Source organism: Campylobacter sp. S4:11 (assembly GCF_024723695.1).
Taxonomy (GTDB): domain Bacteria; phylum Campylobacterota; class Campylobacteria; order Campylobacterales; family Campylobacteraceae; genus Campylobacter_D; species Campylobacter_D jejuni_C.
This window is the reverse complement of record NZ_JANQDC010000005.1, coordinates 61129-86550: the sequence shown is the minus strand read 5'-3', so window position 1 is coordinate 86550 and position 25422 is coordinate 61129. Positions and strand designations below refer to the sequence as shown.

Below are 25422 nucleotides of genomic sequence, written 5' to 3'. Positions count from 1 at the left end.
AAGGATAATTTTTATTATTTTATAAAAAATATTTTTAAAAAATTACCTCATTATTTTCAGATAGAGCAGGGTTGTTTTTTGGAAATGGAGAGGCATTGGTGTAATACTCTCTTTGTTTTTCATAAATTCCTTGATAAACTCCTTTTGGAATGGTAAATTTTCTAGCACTATCAGGATAAAGTTCTAAGTATTTTGTTAAAAATTCTTTAAAAACTGGAGCAGCAGTTCTTGCACCACCTTCTACTTGTTTCATAGGTTTATTATCATCATTACCATACCAAATGATAGCTTCTATCTCAGGAGTTAATCCGCAAAACCATGCATCAACGCTTTTATTTGAAGTGCCAGTTTTTCCAGCTATTTCAATCCCTTCCACTCTAGCATTGCGCCCAGTTCCTTTTTTAACAACATTTTGCATCATATCATTAACTAAAAAGGCTTGTTCAGGTTCGCTGATTTTTCTTTCTCCAGAGTTAAATTCTACCACTATTTTGTCATTTTTATCGATTACTCTTTTAATGAGTATCAAATCTTTTTGCACCCCATAATTTCCAAATACTGTATAAAGTTTAGCATAATCATAAATAGAAATCCCAAAGCTACCTAAGACTATAGATAAATCAACTGGTATATTTTTAAAGCCCATAAATTGAAGTTTATCATGGATCACATCAAGCCCCAAAGCAAGAGCTAAATTTATAGTAGCTAGGTTTCTTGAGCCAGTTAGTGCTTCTTTTAAGCTTATAAGCCCTAAAAATTTTCCACCATAATTTTTAGGTTTCCAGTCTTGTTCATCTTTTTTGGTGCTTTCAAAGATTCTTGAAATATCAGCAACCTTGCTCATAGGAGAATAGCCCATATCAATGGCAATTTGGTATAAAAAAGGCTTAAAAGAACTTCCAGGCTGTCTTAAGCTTTGAGTAGCACGGTTAAAATTACTTTTTGCGTAATTTACTCCGCCAACTAAGGCTAAAATGTCTCCATTTTGATGATTTGCTACTATCATAGCTCCATTAAGTGTGCTTAAATTTGCATCTTTATCTCTTTTAACTATTTCATCATAGCCAAATTTTAAAGCCTCTCTTGCAATATTTTGCACATCAAGATCAATGGCAAGTTCTATTTTATAGCCACCACTTTTTAAGTCTTTAATTCCGCTTAGTTGTTTTAAAACTTCTTGAGTAACATAAGGAGCTGCATTTTGTGTTAAAGTATCATCATATACTTTTGGAATTTCTTTTAAAGCATTTTCATACTCTTCTTTAGAAATCCAACCAAGATTATACATTCTTTGCACTACGCTATTTGCTCTAGCTAAAGAAAGATCTAAATGTCTAGTAGGATCATAAGTACTTGGAGCCTTTGGCATACCTACTAAAATAGCAATTTCTTTTAAGCTAAGCTCGTCTAAATTTTTTCTAAAATATCCAAGTGCAGCAGTTTTTACTCCATAATATCCATGTCCAAAGAAGATGAAATTTAAATATCTTTCTAAAATTTGCTCTTTAGTTAAAGTACTTTCTATCTTATATGCAAGCAAAGCTTCTTTTAGCTTTCTGCTTAAAGTACGCTCCGGGGTTAATTCTGTGTTTTTTATAAATTGTTGTGTAAGGGTGGAAGCTCCTTCCATAGTTTTTCCACCACTTCTTATGATTTTAATAGCTGCTCTAAAAATCGCATCTATATTAACCCCACCATGTTCAAAAAAGCTAGTATCTTCAATGGCTACTAAAGCTTCTATAAGTCTTGGTGGAAGTTCTTCATAAGGAGCATAAAAGCGGTGTTGCTCAAAAACATTTGCAACTAATTTTCCATTTTTATCAAAAATTTGTGTTGTAAGAGGTGGTTTATAATCTTTAAAGGTATATTGATTTAAATCAGAATCAGAAAACAAATATGCAATAAATATAAAAACTCCAACCGCACACACTATACAAAAAGAAAGAAATATTTTTAAAATTTTTATCATAAAAATGCTTTCAAAAGTTCTATATTAAGCCCTAGTGCTGTACTTTGATGGCCTATGATTTTTTTAATGTATTTTTTATGAAAGCCCTCACACATCACAGCTCCGGCTTTACCTTGATAAAGTTTTGACTCAATGTATTCTTGCATATCTTTTAAATCAAATTTATCTAAGATCAAATCACACTTACTAAGATTAAAAATCTTTTTATCTTCTAAAACTAAAATCATTGCACTTAAAACGCTAATATTTTTACCACTTTGCAAATTGAGCATATTAAAAGCTTCATTATCGCTTTTAGCTTTAGTAAGAATGATATTTTGAGCACAAACTATACTATCAGCAAATAAAACATTTTTAAAATCAGGATATTTTGCAAAAAACTGCCTTTCTTTTTCTAAAACAATTTTTTGCACATAAGAGCTTGGATTGTCTTTTTTTACCAAGCTCTCATCATAATCCATAATAATTTGCTCAAAAGCAATATTTGCTTCTTTTAGTAAAGCAACGCGTGAAGGCGAACTTGAAGCTAAATAAAGCATTAAGCAAGACTTTCTTCTATGATTTTTCTAGCATGATCAAGTGCTTGTTCTATTTTGCTTGTATCTTTACCACCGGCTGTTGCAAAATCATCCCTACCGCCACCGTTTCCACCAAGCATTTGTGCAATTTCTTTTACCAAAACACCAGCTTTTAATGAGGTGTCTTTAACGCCTGCTGCGATGATGATTTTGCCTTCTTTTTCTTGTAAAAGTAAAATTACAGCTTTATTAAATTTGTTTTTAAACTCATCTATCATAGTTTTTATATCGCCACTATCTATTTTTTGCACACAATATTGAATGCCTTTTAGTTCTTTAGAGTTTAATTCTGCTTTGTTTGAATTTTTTAATTCATTTTTTAAACTAGCTATTTCATTTTTTAATTTTGCCACATAGCTTAAAATATCATGAGTCTTTAACTCTTCTTTGGCTTGGTTTAGCTCTTTTAAATGTTCACTAACATAATCAAGCGCAGCTTTGCTTACCACTGCTTCTATCCTTCTAACTCCAGCACTAACACCACTTTCTTTGATGATGTAAAAACTTCCTATTTCAGAGCTATTTTTCACATGGGTACCACCACAAAGCTCCTTACTAGCACCTAGGGTTAAAACTCTTACTTTTTCTTGATATTTTTCACTAAATAAAGCTATAGCACCACTTTTTTTAGCTTCATCTAAAGCTAAAATTTCAATTTTAGCTTCATTTGCTTGCATGATGTAGGTATTTACCAAAGCTTCTATTTGCTTTAGTTCTTCTTTATTTAGAGCTTTTGGATGAGTAAAATCAAATCTTAATTTATTATGTTCTACCAAAGAGCCTGCTTGGCTAATGTGTGAGCCAAGAATTTCTCTTAAAGCATGATGTAATAAATGTGTCGCACTATGATGTCTTGCGATTTGCTCTCTTTTTTTAGTATCTATGCAAGCTAATACTTCATCGTTTGTTTTAAGATCTTGTTTTAACTTCACTTGACTAAGATTAATATCAAAGAATTTTTGCGTATCTAAAACCTCATTTTCATTAATAAAACCTAAATCAGCGCTTTGCCCTCCGCTTGTTGCGTAAAATGGAGTTTTTTCAAGCATTAACCACGCTATATCTCCTGCCTTAGCTTCGGTTGTGATTTTAAAATTTTCATCTAAAATAGCTATGATTTTAGTTTTTTCTTCATAATTTTTATAACCACTAAAAGTATTTTTACCAAATTTTTCTAATAAAACCTTAAAATCCCCACTAATTGCTTTATCCCCGCTTCCTTTCCAAGAGGCTTTGGCTCTATCTTTTTGTTCTTGCATAAGCTCATTAAATTTAGCTTCATCTACGCTAAGATTTTTTTCTCTTAGCATATCTTGGGTTAAATCAAGCGGAAAACCATAAGTATCATAAAGTTTAAAAGCTACTTCACCACTAAAAATATCTTTAGTTTTTTTAAGTTCTTCATTAAAAATTTCTATACCATTTTCAATGGTACTTAAAAATCTTTCTTCTTCTAGTTTGATTTGTTCTTTGATAAATTCTTTTTTTTCATTTAAGTAAGTATAATGCCCACCCATTAACTCACACACTACATCTACAAGCTCATACATAAAAGCTCTTTTAAGACCTAGTAAGTATCCATGTCTTAAGGCACGGCGCATAATTCTTCTTAAAACATAACCCCTACCTTCTTTATCAAAGCCAACTCCTTGAGCAAGTAAAAATACACTTGATCTTATATGATCAGCAATTACTCTATAACTAGCCCCGCTTTCATAGGTATAAGTTTTACCGCAAAGTTTTGCAATACTCTCAATAATAGGCATAAACAAAGAGCTATCAAAATTACTAAATTTTCCTTCTTTTATAGCGCTAACTCTTTCAAGTCCCATACCTGTATCAATACTTGGTTTTGGCAATGGAGTAAGCGTGCCATCAGCACTTCTTTCATACTGCATGAAAACTAGATTCCAAATTTCTAAGAACCTATCTCCATCACCACCCATATAATCTTCACTAGAATTAAAATGCTCAGCACCTTGATCATAAAAAATTTCACTACAAGGCCCACATGGTCCAGTATCGCCCATTTGCCAGAAATTATCTTTATCGCCAAATTTATAAATTCTCTCTTTTTCTATATGTTTTTGCCAAAGCCCATATGCTTCATCATCACTTTCATGAACGGTTACATATAATCTTTCTTTAGGTAATTTTAAAACTTCAGTTACAAATTCCCAAGCATAAGCAATAGCTTGTTCTTTAAAATAATCTCCAAAACTAAAATTTCCAAGCATTTCAAAGAAAGTATGATGTCTTGCTGTGTAGCCTACATTGTCTAAGTCGTTATGTTTTCCACCAGCTCTTATACAAGTTTGACAGCTTGTTTTACGCGGAGGATTTGGGCGCGGTACTTCCCCGGTAAATATACTTTTAAAAGGCACCATACCTGCATTAGTAAAAAGTAAAGTCGCATCATCAGGCACCAAAGGGCTTGAAGGAGTGATTTCATGTCCTTTTGACTTAAAAAATTCTAAATATTCTTTTCTTATATCCATAGATTTTCCTAGCTAGTTTTTTTGCTTAAAATAATACCAAAAATACTTTAAATTAAGTAAAACTATCTTATAATCACGATTTTAATTTACAAGGTTAATACAATGAAAATTCCTTTTATAGACTTAAATGCTCAATACAATGCTTATAAAAATGAAATTGATGAGGCTATTAGTGAAGTTTTACAAAGCACCTCTTTTATAGGTGGTGTAAAATTAGAAGAATTTGAAAACAATTTAGCTAAATATGTAGGTATTAAACATGCGATAGGCTGTTCAAGTGGTACAAGTGCGTTATTTTTAGCTTTAATGGCTTTGGGTGTGGGTAGGGATGATGAGGTAATAGTGCCGAGTTTTACCTTTATAGCTACAGCTGAAATGGTTGCTCTAATCGGCGCTAAGCCTGTTTTTGTAGATATTGATTTTAAAGATTATAATCTTAGTTTAGAAAAAGTTCAAAGTGCTATCACACCTAAAACTAAAGCTGTAATTGCTGTGAGTATTTTTGGGCTTATGCCTGATATGTTTGCTCTAAAAGAACTTTGTAAAAGTCAAAACATTGCTTTGATAGAAGATAGTGCGCAAAGTTTTGGAGCCAGTCAAAAAGGCATAAAATCATGTGCTATAGCTGATATATCTTGTACAAGCTTTTTCCCGTCTAAACCTTTAGGTGCTTATGGAGATGGTGGAGCGATTTTTACTCAAGATGATGAATTAGCACAAAAAATAAAAATTTATTTAAATCATGGACAAGTACAAAGATATAAGCATAAATATATCGGTATCAATGGAAGGCTTGATACTATCCAAGCAGCTATTTTAAATGTGAAATTAAAATACTTAGATGAAGAGATTAAAAAAAGAGAAGCAATAGCAAAAGTTTATGATGAAAATTTAAAAAATTGTATTTTACCACCAAGAAAAGATGATTTTGTGAGTGCCCAGGCTCAATATAGCGTGCGTGTAAAGAATAGAGAAAATTTCATGCAAAAATTACAAGAGCAAGGTATACCTACTGCGGTGCATTATCCTTTAGGGCTTCATTTGCAAGAAGCTTTCGATTATCTTGCTTACGAAAAGGGTGATTTACCAAATACAGAACTTTTAAGTGATGAAATTTTATCCTTACCTATGAGTGCATTTTTAAAAGAAGAGCACCAAGCTAGAGTGATTGAGGCTTTTAAATGAAAATAGGGCTTATAGGCCTTGGTAAAATGGGTAAAAACCATTTAAGAGAACTTGAGCATAATTTAAAAGTAAAAGAAATTCATCTTTATGATCCTTTTTGTAAAGATAAATTTAAACATTTTTTGCATAAAAATTTTGATGATTTTTTAGCGCAAAATCTTGATGGTGTTATCATTGCTACACCTACTCATACGCATTTAGATATAGCTTTAAAGGTTTTTCCTAAAATAAAAAATGTTTTGATAGAAAAGCCTTTGGCGTTAAATATTGATGAAATTTTAATTTTAGAGCAAAAAGCTAGAGAAAATAAAGTCAGAGTAGGGGTGGGCTTTTGCGAGAGATTTAATCCTGCTGTTTTAACTTTAAAAGAAAAACTTTTAGAAGATGAGATTATAAGTATTAATATACAAAGAATTTCACCTTATCCACAAAGAATAAACGATGTGGGTGTTTTAAGTGATCTTAGTGTGCATGATATTGACTTAGTTAGATTTTTAAGTCAAGAGCAAATTTTAAAAGCAAATATTTATAAAAGTTTTCATCATGATAAATTTGAAGATGAGGTAATGATAAGTTTAAAATTAGAAAATATTTTAGCAAATATTCATGATAGTTGGAATGGACAATGCATTATAAGAAAGATCACACTTTTAGGTAAAAAACATACTTATGAACTTGATCTTAAAAATTTTGAACTTTTCATCAATATGCAAAAAATTCCAAATTTATATGAAAATTCTCCTTTGTATGCTGAGCATGAGGCCTTTTTTGAGCTTTTACAAAATGGAGTTTGTGAAAATTTAGCTAGCATTGAAGATGCTTTGAGAGTACAAGAAATTTTAGAAGGTGTTTGATAGTGAAATATGTATTTTTTTTAAATATGGGCGGGGTTAATAAACTTGAAGAATGTGAAGTTTTTTTAAAAAATATGTTTAATGATCCTTATATTTTAGGGATAAAAAATGTTTTCTTAAGAAAATTTGTAGCCTTTATGATAAGAAAATCAAGACTAAAAACTATGAAGCAAAATTATGAAAAAATGGGTGGGAAATCCCCGCTTACTCAAATCACACAAAGTTTATGTGATAAATTAAATTCTAAAACTAGGGAATATAACTTTGATTTTATTAGTCTTTATGTACCACCCTTTGCAAATGAAGTTTTTTCAAAATATGATTTTCAAAAAAATGATGAAATTATTTTATTTCCTTTGTATCCTCATCATTCTAAAACCACTGTAACTAGTTCTTTAGAAGTAGTGCAAAATGAGCTAAGAAATATCCAAAATCAAGCTAATGTAAAAATCATTGATGTTTTTTATAAAGATGAGCTTTATAATGAAATGATTATAAAACATATTTTAGAAAAAAAGAAAGAGTATGATTATAAAACTTTGATTTTTTCTGCGCATTCTTTACCACTTTCAGTAATTAAAAAAGGTGATTTGTATGAAAAACATGTGCAAGAGCATGTGGGTATCTTAAAAGAAAAACTTAAAAATGAATTTGATCAAATCATTTTATCCTATCAATCAAAATTAGGCCCAGTAAAATGGCTTGAGCCTAACACAAGCGATATTTTAGAAAGTTTAGAACAAAAAGCTTTGATTTATCCTATATCTTTTTGTATAGATTGCTCTGAAACTATTTTTGAGCTTGGAGTAGAGTATAGGCACTTAGCAAAAAGTGATTATGAGCTTATTGCTTGCCCTAATGATAGTGATGAATTTATAGAGTTTGTTTTAAATAAAATAGATATTTAATGTCTACATTCGTATAAAAAGAAATCATATTGGTTGTTGTTTATAAGAGTTTTTGAAAAAGAAAAATAAGAAATTATTTTTGTAAAACCAACTTCTTTTAAATAATCTTCCATTTCTCCTTGTTTATATAAATGTATTTGAAAATCCATATATTCACTTTTTATTAATTTATCTTCATCGTATAATTCATATATGCTGGGATAAAATTGAGTTTGTGTTTTTTCATCAAAGTAACTTTTGTTTTTCAACACAAGATTTAAGCCGTTGTGAGTTGATACCGATGATGTTATTTTATAGTTATTGTCATTATAGCTTTTTGCATTTATGTTGTCTACTGCAAATACAAATACTCCATCTTTCTTTAATGCATTTTTTATGTTTTTTAAAATAATCTTACATTCTGTGATATTAGTAAATAGAGAAATTGATCCTGATGGGATAAATATATAATCATATTTTTCTTTAAAATTATATTTTAAAAGGTCAACGCAAAATGTTCGTGCAAAAGGATATTTTTGTTTTAGTTTTTTTAACATTTCTTCGGAAGAATCTATTCCTATAATATCAAAACCTTGGGTTAAAAAAGGAATCATAAATCTTCCATTTCCACATAAAGGTTCTAAAATTTTATATTCTTTTTTAGCATATGATAAATAAAAATCTAATTCATCTTGGGGTGCTTTATTATGTAAAATATCATACATTTCACTACAAAGATTACTATAATAGTTAATTTCCATTAATTAATCTCCTATTGATTTGGTTTTAAATAGCTTTCTTTTATCATAAGATTTACCGTATCTTTAAACATAGGTAAAGCACTTTGTGCAGCATAATAACTATAAGCTTTGGTAGGATTTCTTACTAAAACTCCTATAGTGTAATTGTTTTTCTCATCATTTGCAAAACCAAAAAATGAAGCATTGTAGCGATTTGAAGTATAACCTTTTCTTTCAGCAATTCTAGCTGTACCCGTTTTACCACCTATAGTAATACCTTGAGTTTGTGCTTTTTTACCTGTTCCTTTTTCTATAACATTGATTAAAATTTGTTGCATTTCTTTGGCAGCTTTACTTGAAAGTATCTTTTCTTTTTTAACTTCATCATCAAGTTTTATTAAACGTCCATCTTGATAAATTTTATTTGCAATTTGCGGAGCGATATAAATTCCGTCATTATTAAATACATTATAAGCAGCTAAAAGTTGAATAAAGGTTGTTTTTAAACCATAACCATAGCTTAAAACAGATTTTTCAACATCTCTTAATTTTTTAGGATTTGGTATTTCCCCTTTTTGTTCATAAGGAAGATCAATACCGCTTTTTTCTCCAAAACGAAAAATTCTAAGCCCTGATATAATTTCAAGGTTGCTTAGTCTTTGAGCAATTTTAATCATACCAACATTTGAAGAATACGTTATAACTTCTTCCATGCTCATTTTGTTTTTTTTGTGGTCATCTCGTATAGTAAAACGACCCAATTTATATTGACCACCTTGGGTATCAACAACTTCATTAACCTTAATTTTGTCAAGCATTAAAGCAGTAGTAAATATAAAGGGTTTTATAACAGATCCCGCTTCATAGCCATATTCTATCGCACTTGCATTAAGCACAGAAAGATCTTTTCCACGATTTTGAGGATCATATCTTCTTGAGCTAGCAAGAGCTAAAATTTTCCCACTTTTACTTTCCATGATAGCGACGATAATTTCATTAGCTTTTAGATCTTCATTTCTTTTATCAATTGCTTTTTCTAGGCCCTTTTGAAGTTTTAATGAAATATTTAAGTAGAGGTTGCAACCATCTATTTTACGCTGCTCATAGGAGTGCGAATTTAAAATAATATTACCACCTATATCTCTTAGACCTTGAATTTTAGCATCTTGCAAAGGATTTAAGCATTCATCGTAGTATTTTTCTATGCCTTTTATGCCGATATTTTTAAAAATCTCGCTTTGTTTATCTATATAAGTTCTTGTATAGCCTATGACTGGAGTAAGTGAATCTTTTGACATATACACACGATCTTCTTTGTGTTCTATAATATCAAGTCCTCTTGTTTCAACTCTACCATTGCTATTTGTAAAAGATCTGAAAAAGCCTTGAGTGTAAAGTTTTTTAGATAATTCCTTAAGATAACTTGCGTCTTTTGAGTTGATATTTTGAAGTAAAATAAAACTATAACCTCTTTTTTTCTTTGCAAGCATTCTTTTTTTAATATCTTGCATTTGTTCATTATTAATGCCACTATAAATTTGAAAAAGGGTTAAAAACAATTCTTTTTTATCGGGATTTAAACTTCTTAAATCTATTTCAGCTCTATAGATTTGTCTACTTGAAGCAATGGTAAAATTATCACTTGTAATAATATTACCTCTAAGAGCAGAAAAATATTGCTCTTTTTGAGTATTTGGTATATGACGTTTTGAAGTAAGAAAAAAAGTAGAAAGTAAAAACAGAGCCATACAAAACAGAGCCATACAAAAAGCAAAAACTACCTTTGAAACTCTATTTCTAATGGTATTTGAAAGCATATATTAAATTTGAGTTCTTGAAATTTCTTTATATGCGTTTATAGCCTTATTTCTAACTTCAAGCATAAATTTCATACTTGATTCAGCTTTGCTAATCGCAATTGCTGCTTGGTGTAAGTCTTTTACTTCACCTGTTGCAATATCTACCATAGCAGCTTCAGCTGTTTCTTGGGTTTTATTAAGGTTGTTAATAGAATTTTTTAATAAGCTTGAAAATTCATCACCTATGTTATTTGTGTTGCTATTGTTGTTTTTATTGTTAACATTGTTAAATTGATTTATACTATTAATAGTGTTCATTTATTAACCTCTTAATAAATCTATCGCACTTTGTGCTATAGTTTTAGTGCTTGTAAAAGCACTTACGTTTGCTTGGTAAGCTCTTGTTGCTTCTATTAAATCGGCCATTTCAATTACTGGGTTTATATTTGGAAAAGCAACATAGCCTTGTTCGTTTGCATCTGGATGAGATGGATCAAATTTCATACGAAAATCTTTATCATCTCTTACAACTTTATCAACCACTACACTCATTATAGCAGGTTTTGCATCTTTTTGTGAAGCTGGGTCGTTTAAAGGATTTTCATATTCTAAAAAATTATTATCCTTGGCTATTTGTTTATTTAGTAATTCATTAAAATCAGTCGCTTTAAAAATCACTTCTCTTCTTCTATATGGACCGCCTTCTGCTGTTCTAGTAGTGTTTGCATTAGCTATGTTTGAGCTAATTACATTCATTCTAAAGCGCTGCGCACTAAGTCCGTATCCGCTAATATCAAAATCACTTAAATAAGCCATTATTTTTCTCCTAGCCTAATTTAGAGCTTGTATCTATGATGGTTGAAAAAATATTACTTTGTCTTCTTAAAACACCATCTAAAGCAGTAATCATCATAGTATTTTTACTCATTTCAGTAGTTTCTACATCAAGATCTACTGTATTTGCATCATTTCTTGCTAAATGTCCATCTCTTAAATAAATAGTTGATTTATTAGGATCTGGAAATTTCCAAGGTTTTTGATGATTTGCATTTGTACTTGCTAATTCAAGCTCTTTGGTATCTTTCTTTTTAAAAATTTCATTTGCTCTATTAACTAAAGCAGTTTCAAATTCTATATCTCTTGCTTTATAAAAAGGAGTATCAACATTCGCAAGGTTAGAATTAATCATTTGACTTCTTAGGTTTCTTCCTGCTAAAGCATCAACAATAAGTTCTTTTGATTTAAAAGGGCTTATCATAATTTTTCCTTTAAAATAAAGCTTTTATAGACTAAAAGCAAAAATCATTCCAAAATATTTATGCAATTTTGTTTATCTATAATTATATCTTTTTATAGTAAATTTTTGAAATTTTTAAAGCCGCTTTCAAGCGAAACTTTTTTTTCTAGTGTTTTTAAAAAATCTTTTTTTGTCATTTCTTTAGCGCCCATAAATTTTAAATGCTCATTAGGCACCTGACAATCTATTAAAAAATCATATGGTTTTAAAAGCTCACAAAGTCTTATTAGAGCTACTTTTGAGGTATCTTTTTTAAGACTTATCATGCTTTCACCAAAAAATATTTTGCCTATGATAAGTCCGTATAAACCGCCAATTAAAACATCATTTTCATAAACTTCAACGCTATGAGCTAAATTTTGCTCAAAAAGCTTTGTGTAAACTTGTATAAATTCTTGACTTATCCAAGTTTTTTTTCTTTTTGCACAATGACTTATAAGCGAGTTAAAATCAAAATCAAGTCTTATTTCATAAGTTTTTAAAGCTTTTTTTATACTTTTTTGTATATGCACTTCATCAGGTAAAAGCACCATTCTAGGAGAAGGACACCACCAGGTAACAGGATTGCTAGTCCATGGAAAAAGCCCTAGACTATAAGCATGAGGTATAAAGTCTACTTCTAGTTTTTCACTAATAAAAACAGGCGTATCATCAGGGCTTTTTAAAAGCTTAGAATACAAATTCGATTTTTTCATTTTTGGAAAGTTTTAGTTTTAATTTGCCACCATTTTTTAATTTTCCAAATAAAATTTCATCACTTAATCTCTCTCCTAATTCTTCAGCAATAATGCGTTTTAATAATCTTACTCCAAATTCCTTATTATTAGTTTTTTTAGCAAGAAATTCTTTTACTTTTTTATCAGCTTCTATGGTGATGTTATTTAAATTTTTAGCCATTAAGTCTAGTTCTTTTTGAACAATTTGTTCTAAAATTTCTTGATTTAAGTCATTAAAATGAATGATTTTATCTATACGGTTGATAAATTCAGGCGCAAAAAAATCTTTTATGGCTTTATTACTTTTTTCTTTATCACTGCTTAAGAAACCAAGCTCATTATTTTCTTTGAGACCTAAATTTGAAGTCATAATGATAATGGTGTTTTTAAAATCAGCTTTTAATCCACTATTATCTGTTAAACTTGCATTATCAAAAATTTGTAAAAAGGTATTAGTTAAATCAGGATGAGCTTTTTCTATCTCATCAAATAAGACCACGCTAAAAGGATTTTTTCTAATACTATTACTAAGCAAGCCACCATCTTCATAGCCCACATAACCTGCTGAAGTTCCTATGAGTTTGCTCACATCATGTTTTTGTGAGTATTCACTCATGTCAAATCTTTCAAGATTAAGATTTAAAATTTGTGCTAAATTTTTGGCAAGTTCGGTTTTACCAACCCCGCTTGATCCGGTAAATAAAAACACACCTTTTGGGGTATTTTTACCTTTTAATCCTGCATAGCTTTGTTTTAAAATAGAACATAAAGCTTTAATAGCTTCATCTTGTCCAAAGATGTTTTGTTTTAAATCATGCTCTAAGTTCTTAAGAATTTTACCTTGATCACTTTCATAAATTTTATGAGAATGTGTCATTCTTGCTAAAGTATTTTCTAAGTCTTTTACTTTTACTATTTTTTTACTTTTTTTATCTTCTAAAGCAAAGCTTGCGCCAAGCTCGTCGATTAAATCAATCGCACTATCGGGTAAAAATTTATCATGTAAAAATTGTTTTGCTAGTTTTATACTTGTTTGTAAAATTTCATCACTGATTTTGATTTTGTGAAAATTTTCGTATTTGCTTTTTAAGCCTTGTAAAATCAAAAAACATTCTTCTTCACTTGGTTCATCTATGTCAATTTTTGCAAATCTTCTACTTAGAGCTTTGTTTTTATCAAAGGTATTTTTGTATTCTATAAAAGTAGTTGCTCCTATACATTTTATATTGCCATTGCTTAATGCAGGTTTTAATAAATTTGACATATCTGCATGACTTTCATTGCTTGCGCCAGTTCCTACTATGGTATGAATTTCATCTATAAATAAAATAGCATTAGGGATATTTTCTAATTCTTTAATGATATCTTTTAGTCTTTTTTCAAAATCACCTCTGTATTTTGTCCCTGAAAGCAAGCTCGCCATATCAAGACTATAAATTTTTGAGTTTTTTAAGTGTTTTGGCACTTTTTCTTCAGCTATAGCTAGTGCTAGCCCATCTATAACAGCACTTTTACCAACACCTGGCTCACCCACTAAAATAGGATTATTTTTCTTACGACGGCTTAGAATTTGCATCATTCTTTCAAGTTCAAATTTCCTACCTATAACAGGATCTATCTTACCTTTTTTTGCAAGCTCAACTAGCTCTATGGTGTGGGTTTTTAAATTTTCAAATTCAGCATTTTGCAACAATTCTTTTATTTTTTCTTCTTCTATTAAATGTTTTTTTAAAATATTATAAGAATAAGCTTTTTCTTCTTTGCAAAGTGCGATGATAAAATCAATCACACTTGTTTGATTTTTTGCGTTTAGTTTGTGTAATATATTTTCCAAGATCACAGAAAAAATAGGTTCTATTTCTTTTTTTAAAATTTCATTATTTTTAGCTAGATAATTTTTTAATTCATTTTCAAAGCTTTGTAAATCACCATCTCCAATTTCTTCAAGTAAATTTTTAAAATCATTACTAAGCTTAACTAAAGCAAAAAGCAAATGCTCGCAAGTGATAAATTCATGATGATTGATAAAGCTTAAATGTCTTGCATTTGGTATAAACGAATCGATTAATTCTTTATATTTCATTGTTCTTCTATCCTTGTTTGGAGTGGAAAATCATTGTTTTTTGCTGCCGTGTCAACTTGCTGTTTTTTACTAAGTGCAATCTCTTCTGTGTATATACCACAAACTCCACTTCCTTGATGATGAATTTCAAGCATGATCACACTTGCTTTTTCAAAATCATGATGAAAAATATTCATTAAAATTTCAATTACAAAATCCATAGTGGTAACATCATCGTTTAAAAGCAAAACCTTAAACATTTTAGGTTCTGCCAGTTTTTGTTGTTCTAAAATTTCACTTTTTAGACCCATTTAATATCCTAGTAATATCTTCTTGCATAATTTCAGTAGAAACTTTCCCAAGATAATATTTCACATAATTTTTTGAGTTTTTATTCCAAAAGTCTGTTAAATCTTGATAAACACCATCTTTTAAAACTACTTTAAAAGGAAGTTGTTCCATACTTTGATAGTTAATATCTTTTAATGCTTGTGCAACAATTCTATCATTTTCTTTAGAATTGCTTAAGAAATAATAAGCCCCATATTTAATGGCAAAATCTTTTACAGCTTGATCGCTAACATTTTCAAAATGACTTAGCCCTATGATGATAAAATTGTCAGCATTTTTTTGCCACAAACTTGTTAGATGAGTGGCTTCTTCTTGACAAGGTGTGCAAAAGGTTCCAAAAAAATCAAACATTAAAATTTTATTCTCTTCGCCTTTTACCACAAAACCATTTTGTGTTCTTACTAAGGTTTTTTCACCACCATTAACACTTTTTAAAAGAATTTCATCACCCATTTTATACTCAGCAAATGCAAATTCGTTTTCGATTTTTTCTTCGCTTGAGCAAGCATTTATTAAAAATGCAAAAGCAAATGTAAAAAATAAATAAGCAAATTTTTTCATCAAAATCCTTTTTTTAATAATGATTTTTCATAGCAGCTCTTGCCTCAAGATCTGCTTGTTTTTTCTTTAAGCTTTCTCTTTTATCGTGTAAGTTTTTTCCTTTGGCTAAGGCTATTAAGACTTTTGCTTTATTTTTTTCATTAAAATAAAGTTCTAATGGCACTATAGTAAAACCTTGGGTGCTAATTTTACCAAAAAGCCTATCGATTTGCTTTTTATGCATTAAAAGTTTTCGCGCACCTTTTTCATCGTGTTTGTAAAATGAATGTGTGGTGTTAAGATGAGAAATATGAGCATTAAGTAAAAAAATTTCACCTTTGATAATACGCACAAAAGAATCTTTCAAATTTGCTCTACTAGCCCTTAATGCTACCACTTCAGAACCTTTTAAAACAATACCTGCTTCAAATTTTTCCAAAATTTCATAATCAAAAAAAGCTTTTTTGTTTTTTACTATAGTTTTTTTCATCATTTAGCCTTAAAAACTCCACTTCCACTTCCACTTAAAAAATAAGCTTCATTAAGAAAAGTTTGCATTTTAGGATAAATTTTTACACAAGGAGCAAATAAGTCGTTTAAATCAGTATTTTTATACTCTAAAATTTCATTTGTTTTGAGCGTTTTAAGTGTTTTGGCTAAATTTAAATTCGCTGTTAAATCATATGAGCTTTCATCAAATGCTTTATATACTTTTGCACTTGAGCATTCAATAGCTGGAAAAGTAAAATCAAGTTGGCTAAAATCATCTTCAAAATATTCTACAATCTCGCCACACCCACTAACATTTGCACTATCATATCCGCTTAAAAAAAAGATTAAATCAGAGCCGAGTTTTTGGCAGATTTGTTCAAGTTGTTGTTGGTTGAGTTTTAAATTTAAAGCTTCGTTGATCATAAGTAAAAATGTCACCGCATCAGTGCTACTTCCACCAAGGCCTCCACCTATGGGAATATTTTTGATAAGCTTTAAACTTTTGTCTTTAAAAAATTCATTTAATTCATTAGAAAATCCTAAATTTTCTAATTCTTTATAAGCTTTGTGTATGATGGTATCTTGGGTAAAATTTCCAGTGATTTCAAATCCTTCTTTTATTTTTTCATCACTAAAGCTTAATTCATCAAAAATATCTTTTAGTAAAATAAAGCGTGATTGTAATAAATGATAAGATCTTGAATCAATTCCGATGATTTTTAAAAAAATATTAGCTTTTGCGTAAGCTTTCATTTTTTAAGCTTTTTACTCAGATCATCAAGTTTTATCGTTTCATCGCTAATTGCATGTAAATTTTCACTTTTTACTTGCTCGATAAGCTCTTTACGTAGTATCATTAAAGACTTTGGTGCTTCGATGCCTATTTTGGCATAGCCTTTACCTGTTTGAACTACTTTAATTTCTATATCATCTCCGATTTTTATACTTTCATTTTCTTTTCTTGATAAAATTAACATTTTAATACCTTATTTAAATAATATTGCACTTGATTATCTTGGATAGAAATGATAGAAAAAAAATCTTTTTCTTCTAAAATATAGCTACCTTCTTCTTGAATTTCCAAATCGTCCAAAAATATTTTTTGTCCATTGTGTAATTTTTGGGGGTATTTTATCGTATTTTTTCTAAGATTTAAATAAGCTAAAGGATTTAACTCTTTTTCATTCTCATAAAAAAACTTTCCTTCACTTAAGCGTTCTAATGAGCTTAGCGTGGCTTTAATACCAAGTTTTCTAGCAAATAATTCACAATAAGAGCGTATATAAGAACCCTCACTAACTGCTATTTCTATAGTTAAAAAGGGGTGGTTATAGTGTAAAATTTTAGTATAAAAAATTTCCATAACACAAGGTTTTAAATTGACTTCAAAACCTCTTTTTGCAAGCTCATAAGAGCGTACTCCATCTATTTTTTTTGCACAAAATGCGGGTGGGGTGTAGGTGATTTTACCTAAAAGTTCATTTTTAATTTGTTCTAAAATTTGCTCATCAAAAGCATTTATAAGACTGATCTCTTTAATATTTTGATTATCAAGACTTAGTGAATGTACGCCTAGCCAAAGTGTTGCTTTATAAACCTTTGGATTTTTATCAAAAAAGCGAAAAAGTTTTGTGTATTGATCAAAGGCTATGAGTAAAACACCTTTTGCAAAAGGATCAAGTGTTCCTGAAAAACCTGCTTTTTTATTTTTATATTTTTTCTTGAGTTTACCTAAAAAAGCATTAGAACTCATTCCACTTGGTTTGTAAGCTACAAAAAGTTTATTCATATCACTTTTTCCACAAAACTTGACATTATCATTCTTTCTATGCCTCCAAAATTAATCGTGAGTTTTTCTTCAGCTCCTATTTTACTTACCCCAGTGACTCTGCCTATGCCAAAAATTTTATGTTTGATTAAATCGCCTTTTTTATAGCAATTTTTTTGATGATCTAGTGTTAATTCTTTTTTGATTACATTGCTCTCGCCAAAAAATCTACTTTTTTCTAATCTTGTGCGACTTCCTTTATAAAATCTAGAATTAGCATAGCTTAAATAAAGTTTTTTCTTGGCTCTAGTGATTGCTACATAAGCAAGTCTTCTTTCTTCTTCTATATTACTTGATTCACTAGTGAGTGGGAAAAATCCTTCTTCTAAACCTATGATAAAAACATAATCAAATTCAAGTCCTTTGCTTGCATGAATACTCATAATACAAATACTTTCTTTATCAAGTCCATCTTGCTCATTAAGTAAAGAAATTTCATTTAAAATATCATCTAAGCCATTATAATTTCCATGAGTGATTTTATCTTTTAAGTTAGCATAAAGTTCATCTATATTTAAAAGTTTATCTTCACTTTCTGGGTTATCTTTATAAAATTCTTTGATTTTAAATTCTTCTTCTAAGGCTAAAATCATTGCAAGTAAATCATCTTTTTCTTTAATTTTGTGTATGCTTAGTATGAATTTTTCTAATTCTTTGTCTGTTTTTTTGCTAAAAAATCCACTTCCTTGTAAAGCACATAGACTTTCAAATAAAGACAAATGATTTTCTTTAGCATAATTTTCTAGCTTTTCTAAACTTGCATTACCAAAGTTTCTTTTAGGGCGATTGATAATGCGTTTAAAAGAATAATCATCATTTAAATTTGAAAGCAATCTTAAATAAGAAATAATATCTTTAATTTCAGCTCTTTCATAAAAACGAATTCCACTTAGCAACTTAAAAGGAATTTTTTCTTTGCTAAAAGCTTCTTCAAGAGCACGAGATAGGGCATTTACTCTATAAAGTATGGCTATTTCACTAGGATTAATCCCCGAGTTTAAAAGTTTTGAAACTTCTCTTGCGACCTTAAAACTTTCAATTTTTTCATCATCATTTTGTAAAATTGTAATTTCTTCGCCCTCATCTTTGGTACAAATCAAAGTTTTTCCTAATCTTTTTCTATTATGCTCTATAAGCTCATTTGCAGCTTGCAAAATAGCGCTAGTTGAGCGGTAGTTTTGCTCTAATTTGACTAATTTTACATTGCTAAATTGTTCTTTGAAATTTAAGATATTTTCTATTTTAGCTCCACGCCAACCATAAATACTTTGATCATCATCACCCACCACGCAAATGTTTTCATGAGACGTGCAAAGTTTTTTTAGAATTTGATATTGTAAGGCATTTGTATCTTGATACTCATCTACTGTTATATAGGTATATTTTTGACTTTGCTCTTGTGCAAATTGTTCATCTTCTAAAATTTTATTAGTTAGCATGAGTAAATCATCAAAATCCATGAAATTATTTTGGATTAAAAAATGCTCATATTGTTCATATAAATGAATGATTTCTTCGTAATTTTTGTTTTTTTCATCTTTTAAAAATTCTAATTCTTTGCGTATTTCTTGAGCGCTTTTGCTTTGATTTTTAAAATTTGAAATATAAGCACCTATGCTTGCTAAAGAGCTTTGCAAATTTTCGCTAGCTAAATCTTTTAGTATTTTCTTTTTATCATCTGTATCGATAATGACAAAATTATTTGCTCTATTAATTCTTTCGCTATAAAGTCTTAAAAATAATAAGCCAAATTTATGAAAAGTACATAAAAGAGGATTGTGTAAATTTTGATCTTGTAAAAGTGCTAAGGCTCTTGTTTTCATTACATTAGCAGCTTTATTTGTAAAGGTTAGCGTGAGGGTATTTTGCGCAGGAATACCTACATAATCAATTAAATAAGCAAGTCTAGTGGTAATGGTTTTAGTCTTTCCACTACCTGCACCTGCTAGTATTAGCATAGCTCCATCAATATGCATGATAGCTTCTTTTTGGCTATCATTTAAACCTTCAAAAAAACTCATTTTTTAAATAAATCTTTATTGTTAGGATTATTTAAAAAAGCATTCATGGATTTTTCTTTCAATTTTTGATCATTTTGCTTTTTGAAATAGTTTGAAAAATTAACAAAAATGATATTATCTTCAACTTGAATTTGAGTAATTGCTCCCAAATCTACTTTCACAAAGGTTGCAAAATCATCAGGTCCAAAACCTGCATGAAATTCTATATGCTCATTTGTTAAAACTATAGATTTAAAAGTATAACCGCCAAGTGCAAAAAGACAATAAGGATTTTTACTCACTACATCTAATTCTGGTGGCAAAGGAGGTTCTAGTGTAACAAATTTAGTATTTACAATGATATTAAACTCAATATCTTCTTGAATTAAAATTTGCAAGCATTCATAAATGCTTTTTTGCATTAAACTTATAAAATTTCTATTATTTAAAATTTTATCAATCATTGCTTAGCCTTAAAAATTCATTTACTAGTATTCTAACTTGCTCTAAGCCTATATTCCAAAATTCATCACTTTCTATATCAAAGCCAAACATAGCTACAAGTTCTTTTGGACTTTTACTTCCCCCGCTACTTAAAAATTTGATATAAATTGAGGTAAAATCAGGACATTTGCCACTTTTATATAGACCATAAAGTGCTAAAACTAAAAGTTGTGCATAAGCATAAGCATAGCAGTAAAATGGAGAGTGTATAAAATGTGGTATATAAGAATACCAAAGGCCATAGTTTTTGGTTAAAACTACGCTATCTTGAAACATTTTTCTTGATTCTTCAAGCCAAATTTCACTTAGTTCTTGAGAGCTTAGTTCTTCTTTTTTAGCATGAAATCTGCGTTCAAAAGTAGTAAAATTAATCTGTCTATAAAGAGTAGCAAAAATATCTTCAATTTTTGCTGCATATAAAGATAAAAGCTCTTCTTTGTCTAAATTTTCTTTAATGTAATCAAAAATCAACATTTCTGCAAACACTGAAGCAGTTTCTGCTGTAGTTAGAGGTGTATCTTGATTTAAAAAATTTACTTTATAAGAAAGTTTTTGATGTATAGTGTGGCCTAGCTCATGAGCTAGGGTAAAAAGATCGCGTCTTTGGTTGGTATAGTTTAAAAGTATGAAAGGATGGCTTAACGGTGTGCTTGAGTGAGAAAAAGCACCGCTTTGTTTAAATTCTTTAGGGTAAACATCGATCCAATTATTCTCAAAAGCTTCTTTTGCTATCATATAAAAATCTTTAGAAAATTTTTCAAAGGCTTTTAAAACGATATCCTTTCCTTGATCAAAATCAACTTGCATTTCCTCTCCAATAGGTGCATAACGATCATAATCTTTTAGCTTTTTATATCCTAGAATTTTTTTCTTTGCATTGTAAAATTTAGAAACAATATCAAAGCTATTCTCGCTAGCATTAATAAGCGCATCAACACTTTTTTTAGAAATTTGATTTCTTATATGTCTTGGGGTTTCAGGGTTTTCATAAGATCTTAACTCGCAAATACTAGCAAGCTCGCTTTTAATCATATTGAAAATATACACTAAAAGCTTGTTTTGTTTTTTTAAGGTTTTACTAAAGCATTTTGAAGCTTTTTTTCTAATGCTTCTATCTTTATCATAAAGCTTGCTTAGAATTTCTTCCTCGCTTAATTTTTGCCCTTCAAAATTAAATTTTAAAGCACTAAAGGTTTCATCAAATAATCTTGCAAATGCATTTGAACCTGTACTTGATAGAGCTAGGATAACTTTTTCTTCTTTTTTAGAAAGATTGTGTTTTTTGTGTTTGATAAGATTGTTTAAATAAAACTCATAATCTTTGCAAAATGTGATGAAAGTTTTACTTTTTTCTTCTTTTAACTCGCAAAATTCAAGTTCAAAAAATAAAAGATTTTCTTCTATTTTTTTACTTAAATTTTCATATTTTGCATAAAAAGCACCCTTGGTAGTATCTTGAGCAAAATTTAAATACACATAGGTTAGTATATGAGAAAGTTTTAAGATTAATTCTTCATAGTTTTTTAAAGCTTGTAAAAATTGCTCATTGCTTAAACTATGAAGATTATTTTCATATTGTTTTTTAAATTCACAAGCTTCATCTTGGGTTTTTTGTAAAAAAAGATTTAATTCTTGCTCATCTTTAAATAACGTACTTAAGTTCCAATTTTGCATGATTTTAGCTTTCTAAAATGAGTTTTTTTAATACAGCCATTCTAATAGCAACACCATTTTTAACTTGAGTTAAAACCTTACATCTTTTATCAGCCATTACTTCATCGCTAATATCAATGTTTCTATGCACAGGACCAGGATGTAAGATAATGAGATTTTTATCTTTTATTAAATCTTTACTAATACAAAAATCATTTGCATAATCTTTAAGTGATGCATAGGTTGGAATATTGTGTCTTTCAGTTTGTGTTCTAAGACTCATGATGATATCAACATCATCAATAACTTCTTTTAGTTTATTTGTTTTTTTAATAGGGTAATTTGGCATAAAATGAGGTGGGGCTACTAAGGTAATGTCTATACCAAAACGAGGTAATAATTCTAAATTTGAAGCAGCAACGCGTGAGTTTTTAATATCCCCTACTATTGCTATTTTTTTACCTTTCACATTATAATCAAAATGCTCCATTATGGTAAAAAGATCGAGTAAAGCTTGGGTAGGATGAGCGTGTTTACCATCACCTCCATTAACTATAGGACAATGAGTATAATTTGCTAAAGTATGAGGCACACCTGAGTTTTTGTGTCTAACTACAATAGCACTTGGTGCCATTGCATCTAAATTTGCAGCGGTATCAAAAAGTGTTTCGCCTTTGCTTGAACTACTTCTTGAAACATCTAATTTTAAAACTTTAGCACCTAGTCTTCTTGCAGCTGTTTCAAAGCTTGATTGAGTGCGTGTTGAATTTTCAAAGAAAATTGTTGTAACACTTTTTCCTTCTAAAAATGTACGCGGTTTTTCATCTAAGAATTCTTTTGCTTCTTTAAATAAAGTCAAGATTTCATCATTGCTAAAATCTTTTGTAGTAATTAAATGCCTCATAAGTCCCCCTTAAATTTTTAAATTAAGCTCATTATCTGAACAAATAGCGCTAAATAAAACGTCCGTTGAGCTATTTAAAGCTGTTTCAACGCTATCTTGAATAACCCCTATGATAAAACCAACCGCAACTACTTGCATGGCTATGTCATAATCAATATTAAACAAAGAGCAAGCAAGTGGTATGAGTAAGAGTGAACCTCCAGCAACCCCACTAGCTCCACAAGCTGCAAATGCGGCTAAAACACTCAAAAGCATAGCTTGTAAAAAATTTATTTCAATGCCTACTGTGTGGGCTGCTGCAAGACTTAATATGGCTATAGTTACAGCTGCTCCTGCCATATTAATCGTAGCTCCTAGTGGAATGGAGATACTATATAGATTATTATTGATATTTAATTTAGAGCAAAGTGCCATATTTACAGGAATATTTGCCGCAGAACTTCTTGTAAAAAATGCAAAAACAGCGCTATGTTTTAAGCAAATAAAAATCAAAGGATAAGGATTTTTCTTTGTGTAAGCAAAGACAATTAAAGCATTAATTACAAAAGCTACAAAAAACATAGTCAAAACTAAAATTATTAATAATTTAACATAACTTAAAAGCCCTGCTGCTCCTGTTTGAGCAACTGAATTTGCTACAAGTCCAAAAATTCCAAAAGGAGCAAGCTTGACTATAAATTTAACGATTTTTAACACGCCTTCGTTGATATCGGTAAAAAGTTGCTTTGCATCATTAGAACAATGTCTTAGAGCAAAACCTCCACCTATAGCCCAAGCTAATATACTTAAATAATTTCCTGAAGATAAAGCATGGATAGGATTATCTACGATTTGAAAAAGTAAAGTTTTAAATACTTCGCCTATATGTGCAGGGCTTGTAGTGGAAGCTTTTTCAATATCGGTTAATACTAATTCTACGGGAAAGACAAAGCTTATACTAACCGCGCTTAAAGAAGCTAAAAAAGTTCCAAAAATATACAAGAAAATAATGTGTTTTATTTTTTTACTTCCATGGTTAAATTCTTTTGTGCAAATAGTTGTTAAGATTAAAATAAAAACTAAAATCGGAGCTATGGCTTTTAAAGCCCCTGTAAATAAAGCACCAAAAATATTTGCAAAAATAGCTAAATCTTTAGAAAATACACCTACTAAAATTCCTAAAACAATACCTATGCAAATTTGTAAAATAAGATTTCCATCTTTATAACGTTTGATTGCACAAGAGAATAAACTCATTTTTTACCTTTTTTTGTAGTGATAATTTTTAATTTATTCTAACAAAGTAAAGCTTAAATAAGCTTTTTGATTTTTAAGCTAGTATGTGATAAGATATTGTAAAATTATACAGCAAGGAATATATAGATTATGTATTTATTTACCTCTGAAGTTGTTAGTGCAGGACATCCTGATAAATGTGCTGATATTATAGCTGATTCTATAGTGGATGCTTTTTTAACTCACGATAAAGATTCAAGAGTTGCTAGTGAGGTTTTTGTAGCCGGAAATAAAGTGGTAATTGGTGGTGAGATTAAATCAAAACATAAACTAGAAAAACAAGATTATGAAAATATTGTAAAAAAAGCTTTAGCAGATATTGGTTATGATGGCCATCCACATTTTAGCAAAAAACAATGTTTGCATCCTGATGATTTAGATGTAATGGTATTTTTAAATGAGCAAAGCCCTGATATTAATCAAGGTGTTGATCAAGAAGATGGAGAAATTGGAGCAGGTGATCAAGGAATAATGTTTGGTTTTGCTAGTAATGAAGCAAAAGAATATATGCCAGCAGCTATTTCTTATGCTAGAATGCTTTGTGATAAAGTATATGAGTTTGCAAAAAACAATCCTGATAAACTTGGAGTGGATATTAAAACTCAAGTTACGATTGATTATGTAAATAAAGAAAATTTTGAAAATTGTAAACCTCAAAGCATCCATACTATTGTAGTTTCAGCTCCTTGTGTTGAAAGTATGAAAATAGAAGATTTAAGAGCTTTGGTAATGGAATTGATTTTAGATTCAAATTTACCAAAAGATCTTTTTTGCCCAGAAAAAACAAGAATTTTAATCAACCCAACGGGAAAATATGTAAATCACAGCTCATTACATGATAGTGGTTTAACAGGAAGAAAACTTATAGTAGATAGCTTTGGTGGCTATGCTCCAATAGGGGGTGGTGCGCAATCTTCTAAAGATTATACTAAGGTTGATAGAAGTGGGCTTTATGCTGCAAGATGGCTTGCTAAAAATATCGTAGCAGCAGGTCTTGCTAAAAAATGCATAGTGCAGCTTTCTTATGCTATAGGCGTAGCTAAACCAACTTCTGTAAGTGTAGATTGTATGGGAACAAATGCAAGATTAAACGATGATATTTTAAGTGATTTTGTAATGAAAACTTTCCCATTAACTCCAAATTGGATTAAAAATAAATTCAATCTTGATAAACCAAGTAAAGATACTTTCATGTATGCTGATGTAGCTGCTCGTGGTCAAGTGGGGCAGGCTGATTATCCTTGGGAGAAATTAGATGCACTTGATGAATTTAAGGCATTGTAAAATGAA

Annotated in this window: 25 protein-coding genes; 4 read left to right on the top strand and 21 right to left on the bottom strand. The window is 29.7% G+C overall.

Features of this window, described 5'->3' with window-relative positions; all coding sequences use genetic code 11:
• Positions 1-34: 34 nt before the first annotated feature.
• From CAMP5053_RS02900 to alaS, 3 genes are read right to left on the bottom strand one after another with little or no spacing between them, the layout of a single operon-like run.
• The gene (locus CAMP5053_RS02900; RefSeq protein WP_087700785.1) at positions 35-1966 is read right to left on the bottom strand and encodes a PBP1A family penicillin-binding protein; all 1932 of its coding nucleotides are present in this window, start codon (positions 1964-1966) and stop codon (positions 35-37) included.
• Positions 1966-2508, bottom strand: coding sequence for a septum formation inhibitor Maf (gene maf / locus CAMP5053_RS02895; protein WP_214100678.1), 543 nt, complete (start codon positions 2506-2508; stop codon positions 1966-1968). Before maf ends, CAMP5053_RS02900 begins: the two co-directional genes overlap by 1 nt.
• A complete protein-coding gene (gene alaS, locus CAMP5053_RS02890; RefSeq protein ID WP_337217219.1) occupies positions 2508-5045 on the bottom strand; it encodes an alanine--tRNA ligase in 2538 nt (845 codons plus the stop codon). Before alaS ends, maf begins: the two co-directional genes overlap by 1 nt.
• Before the next feature lie 108 nt (positions 5046-5153).
• Between alaS and CAMP5053_RS02885 the strand changes: the two genes are divergently transcribed.
• Genes CAMP5053_RS02885 through hemH form a run of 3 tightly spaced genes read left to right on the top strand, consistent with a single transcriptional unit; the run spans position 5154 to position 7992 of the window.
• Positions 5154-6230, top strand: a complete 1077-nt coding sequence (locus CAMP5053_RS02885; RefSeq protein WP_251813762.1) for a DegT/DnrJ/EryC1/StrS family aminotransferase — start codon at positions 5154-5156, stop codon at positions 6228-6230.
• Entirely contained in the window at positions 6227-7084 is an 858-nt protein-coding gene (locus CAMP5053_RS02880; protein ID WP_337217218.1) for a Gfo/Idh/MocA family protein, read from the top strand. Before CAMP5053_RS02885 ends, CAMP5053_RS02880 begins: the two co-directional genes overlap by 4 nt.
• 2 nt (positions 7085-7086) lie before the next feature.
• Positions 7087-7992: a ferrochelatase gene (gene hemH / locus CAMP5053_RS02875; RefSeq protein WP_261529644.1), complete on the top strand. Its 906-nt coding sequence runs from the start codon at positions 7087-7089 to the stop codon at positions 7990-7992.
• Here the strand turns inward: hemH and CAMP5053_RS02870 are convergent.
• The 18 genes from CAMP5053_RS02870 to sstT all read right to left on the bottom strand — a co-directional run bounded on the left by CAMP5053_RS02870 (position 7989) and on the right by sstT (position 24093).
• Positions 7989-8732: a class I SAM-dependent methyltransferase gene (locus CAMP5053_RS02870; protein ID WP_214125419.1), complete on the bottom strand. Its 744-nt coding sequence runs from the start codon at positions 8730-8732 to the stop codon at positions 7989-7991. The genes hemH and CAMP5053_RS02870 overlap by 4 nt on opposite strands.
• 11 nt (positions 8733-8743) lie before the next feature.
• A complete protein-coding gene (locus CAMP5053_RS02865) occupies positions 8744-10528 on the bottom strand; it encodes a peptidoglycan D,D-transpeptidase FtsI family protein (protein WP_214125420.1) in 1785 nt (594 codons plus the stop codon).
• A 3-nt stretch (positions 10529-10531) separates the two neighbouring features.
• The gene (gene fliE / locus CAMP5053_RS02860) at positions 10532-10828 is read right to left on the bottom strand and encodes a flagellar hook-basal body complex protein FliE (protein ID WP_087700749.1); all 297 of its coding nucleotides are present in this window, start codon (positions 10826-10828) and stop codon (positions 10532-10534) included.
• A gap of 3 nt (positions 10829-10831) precedes the next feature.
• The gene (flgC, locus tag CAMP5053_RS02855) at positions 10832-11326 is read right to left on the bottom strand and encodes a flagellar basal body rod protein FlgC (protein WP_039618718.1); all 495 of its coding nucleotides are present in this window, start codon (positions 11324-11326) and stop codon (positions 10832-10834) included.
• A 10-nt stretch (positions 11327-11336) separates the two neighbouring features.
• Entirely contained in the window at positions 11337-11768 is a 432-nt protein-coding gene (gene flgB / locus CAMP5053_RS02850) for a flagellar basal body rod protein FlgB (RefSeq protein ID WP_039618716.1), read from the bottom strand.
• A 92-nt stretch (positions 11769-11860) separates the two neighbouring features.
• Entirely contained in the window at positions 11861-12502 is a 642-nt protein-coding gene (gene aat / locus CAMP5053_RS02845) for a leucyl/phenylalanyl-tRNA--protein transferase (RefSeq protein WP_214100568.1), read from the bottom strand.
• Positions 12477-14606 (bottom strand): AAA family ATPase, encoded by a 2130-nt coding sequence (locus CAMP5053_RS02840; protein ID WP_337217217.1) that lies wholly within the window; start codon positions 14604-14606, stop codon positions 12477-12479. The genes aat and CAMP5053_RS02840 overlap by 26 nt, the downstream gene beginning before the upstream one ends.
• Positions 14603-14896, bottom strand: a complete 294-nt coding sequence (locus tag CAMP5053_RS02835) for an ATP-dependent Clp protease adaptor ClpS (protein ID WP_337217216.1) — start codon at positions 14894-14896, stop codon at positions 14603-14605. Before CAMP5053_RS02835 ends, CAMP5053_RS02840 begins: the two co-directional genes overlap by 4 nt.
• Positions 14880-15497 carry a thioredoxin domain-containing protein gene (locus tag CAMP5053_RS02830; protein ID WP_087700752.1) on the bottom strand — a complete coding sequence of 206 codons (618 nt, stop codon included), beginning with the start codon at positions 15495-15497 and terminating at the stop codon, positions 14880-14882. The genes CAMP5053_RS02835 and CAMP5053_RS02830 overlap by 17 nt, the downstream gene beginning before the upstream one ends.
• 13 nt (positions 15498-15510) lie before the next feature.
• Entirely contained in the window at positions 15511-15966 is a 456-nt protein-coding gene (gene smpB / locus CAMP5053_RS02825) for an SsrA-binding protein SmpB (RefSeq protein ID WP_087700753.1), read from the bottom strand.
• Positions 15966-16721: a 4-(cytidine 5'-diphospho)-2-C-methyl-D-erythritol kinase gene (locus CAMP5053_RS02820; RefSeq protein WP_337217215.1), complete on the bottom strand. Its 756-nt coding sequence runs from the start codon at positions 16719-16721 to the stop codon at positions 15966-15968. Before CAMP5053_RS02820 ends, smpB begins: the two co-directional genes overlap by 1 nt.
• Positions 16718-16945 (bottom strand): carbon storage regulator CsrA, encoded by a 228-nt coding sequence (gene csrA / locus CAMP5053_RS02815; RefSeq protein ID WP_012661763.1) that lies wholly within the window; start codon positions 16943-16945, stop codon positions 16718-16720. The genes CAMP5053_RS02820 and csrA overlap by 4 nt, the downstream gene beginning before the upstream one ends.
• Positions 16939-17757, bottom strand: a complete 819-nt coding sequence (truB, locus tag CAMP5053_RS02810) for a tRNA pseudouridine(55) synthase TruB (RefSeq protein WP_214135887.1) — start codon at positions 17755-17757, stop codon at positions 16939-16941. Before truB ends, csrA begins: the two co-directional genes overlap by 7 nt.
• Positions 17754-19817 carry an ATP-dependent helicase gene (locus CAMP5053_RS02805; RefSeq protein WP_214135888.1) on the bottom strand — a complete coding sequence of 688 codons (2064 nt, stop codon included), beginning with the start codon at positions 19815-19817 and terminating at the stop codon, positions 17754-17756. The genes truB and CAMP5053_RS02805 overlap by 4 nt, the downstream gene beginning before the upstream one ends.
• On the bottom strand, positions 19814-20260 hold the full coding sequence (locus tag CAMP5053_RS02800) for a hypothetical protein (RefSeq protein ID WP_087700757.1): 447 nt from the start codon (positions 20258-20260) through the stop codon (positions 19814-19816). The genes CAMP5053_RS02805 and CAMP5053_RS02800 overlap by 4 nt, the downstream gene beginning before the upstream one ends.
• A complete protein-coding gene (locus tag CAMP5053_RS02795) occupies positions 20253-21974 on the bottom strand; it encodes a M3 family oligoendopeptidase (RefSeq protein ID WP_214135889.1) in 1722 nt (573 codons plus the stop codon). The genes CAMP5053_RS02800 and CAMP5053_RS02795 overlap by 8 nt, the downstream gene beginning before the upstream one ends.
• Positions 21975-21978: 4 nt before the next feature.
• A complete protein-coding gene (locus tag CAMP5053_RS02790; RefSeq protein ID WP_087700759.1) occupies positions 21979-22857 on the bottom strand; it encodes an aspartate carbamoyltransferase catalytic subunit in 879 nt (292 codons plus the stop codon).
• A gap of 9 nt (positions 22858-22866) precedes the next feature.
• Positions 22867-24093, bottom strand: coding sequence for a serine/threonine transporter SstT (sstT, locus tag CAMP5053_RS02785; RefSeq protein WP_214135890.1), 1227 nt, complete (start codon positions 24091-24093; stop codon positions 22867-22869).
• Positions 24094-24222: 129 nt separating this feature from the next.
• On the opposite strand from sstT, the gene metK reads away from it, so the two are divergent.
• Complete coding sequence (gene metK, locus CAMP5053_RS02780; RefSeq protein WP_214125429.1) at positions 24223-25416, top strand: methionine adenosyltransferase; 1194 nt, start codon at positions 24223-24225, stop codon at positions 25414-25416.
• The last annotated feature ends 6 nt before the right edge of the window (positions 25417-25422 follow it).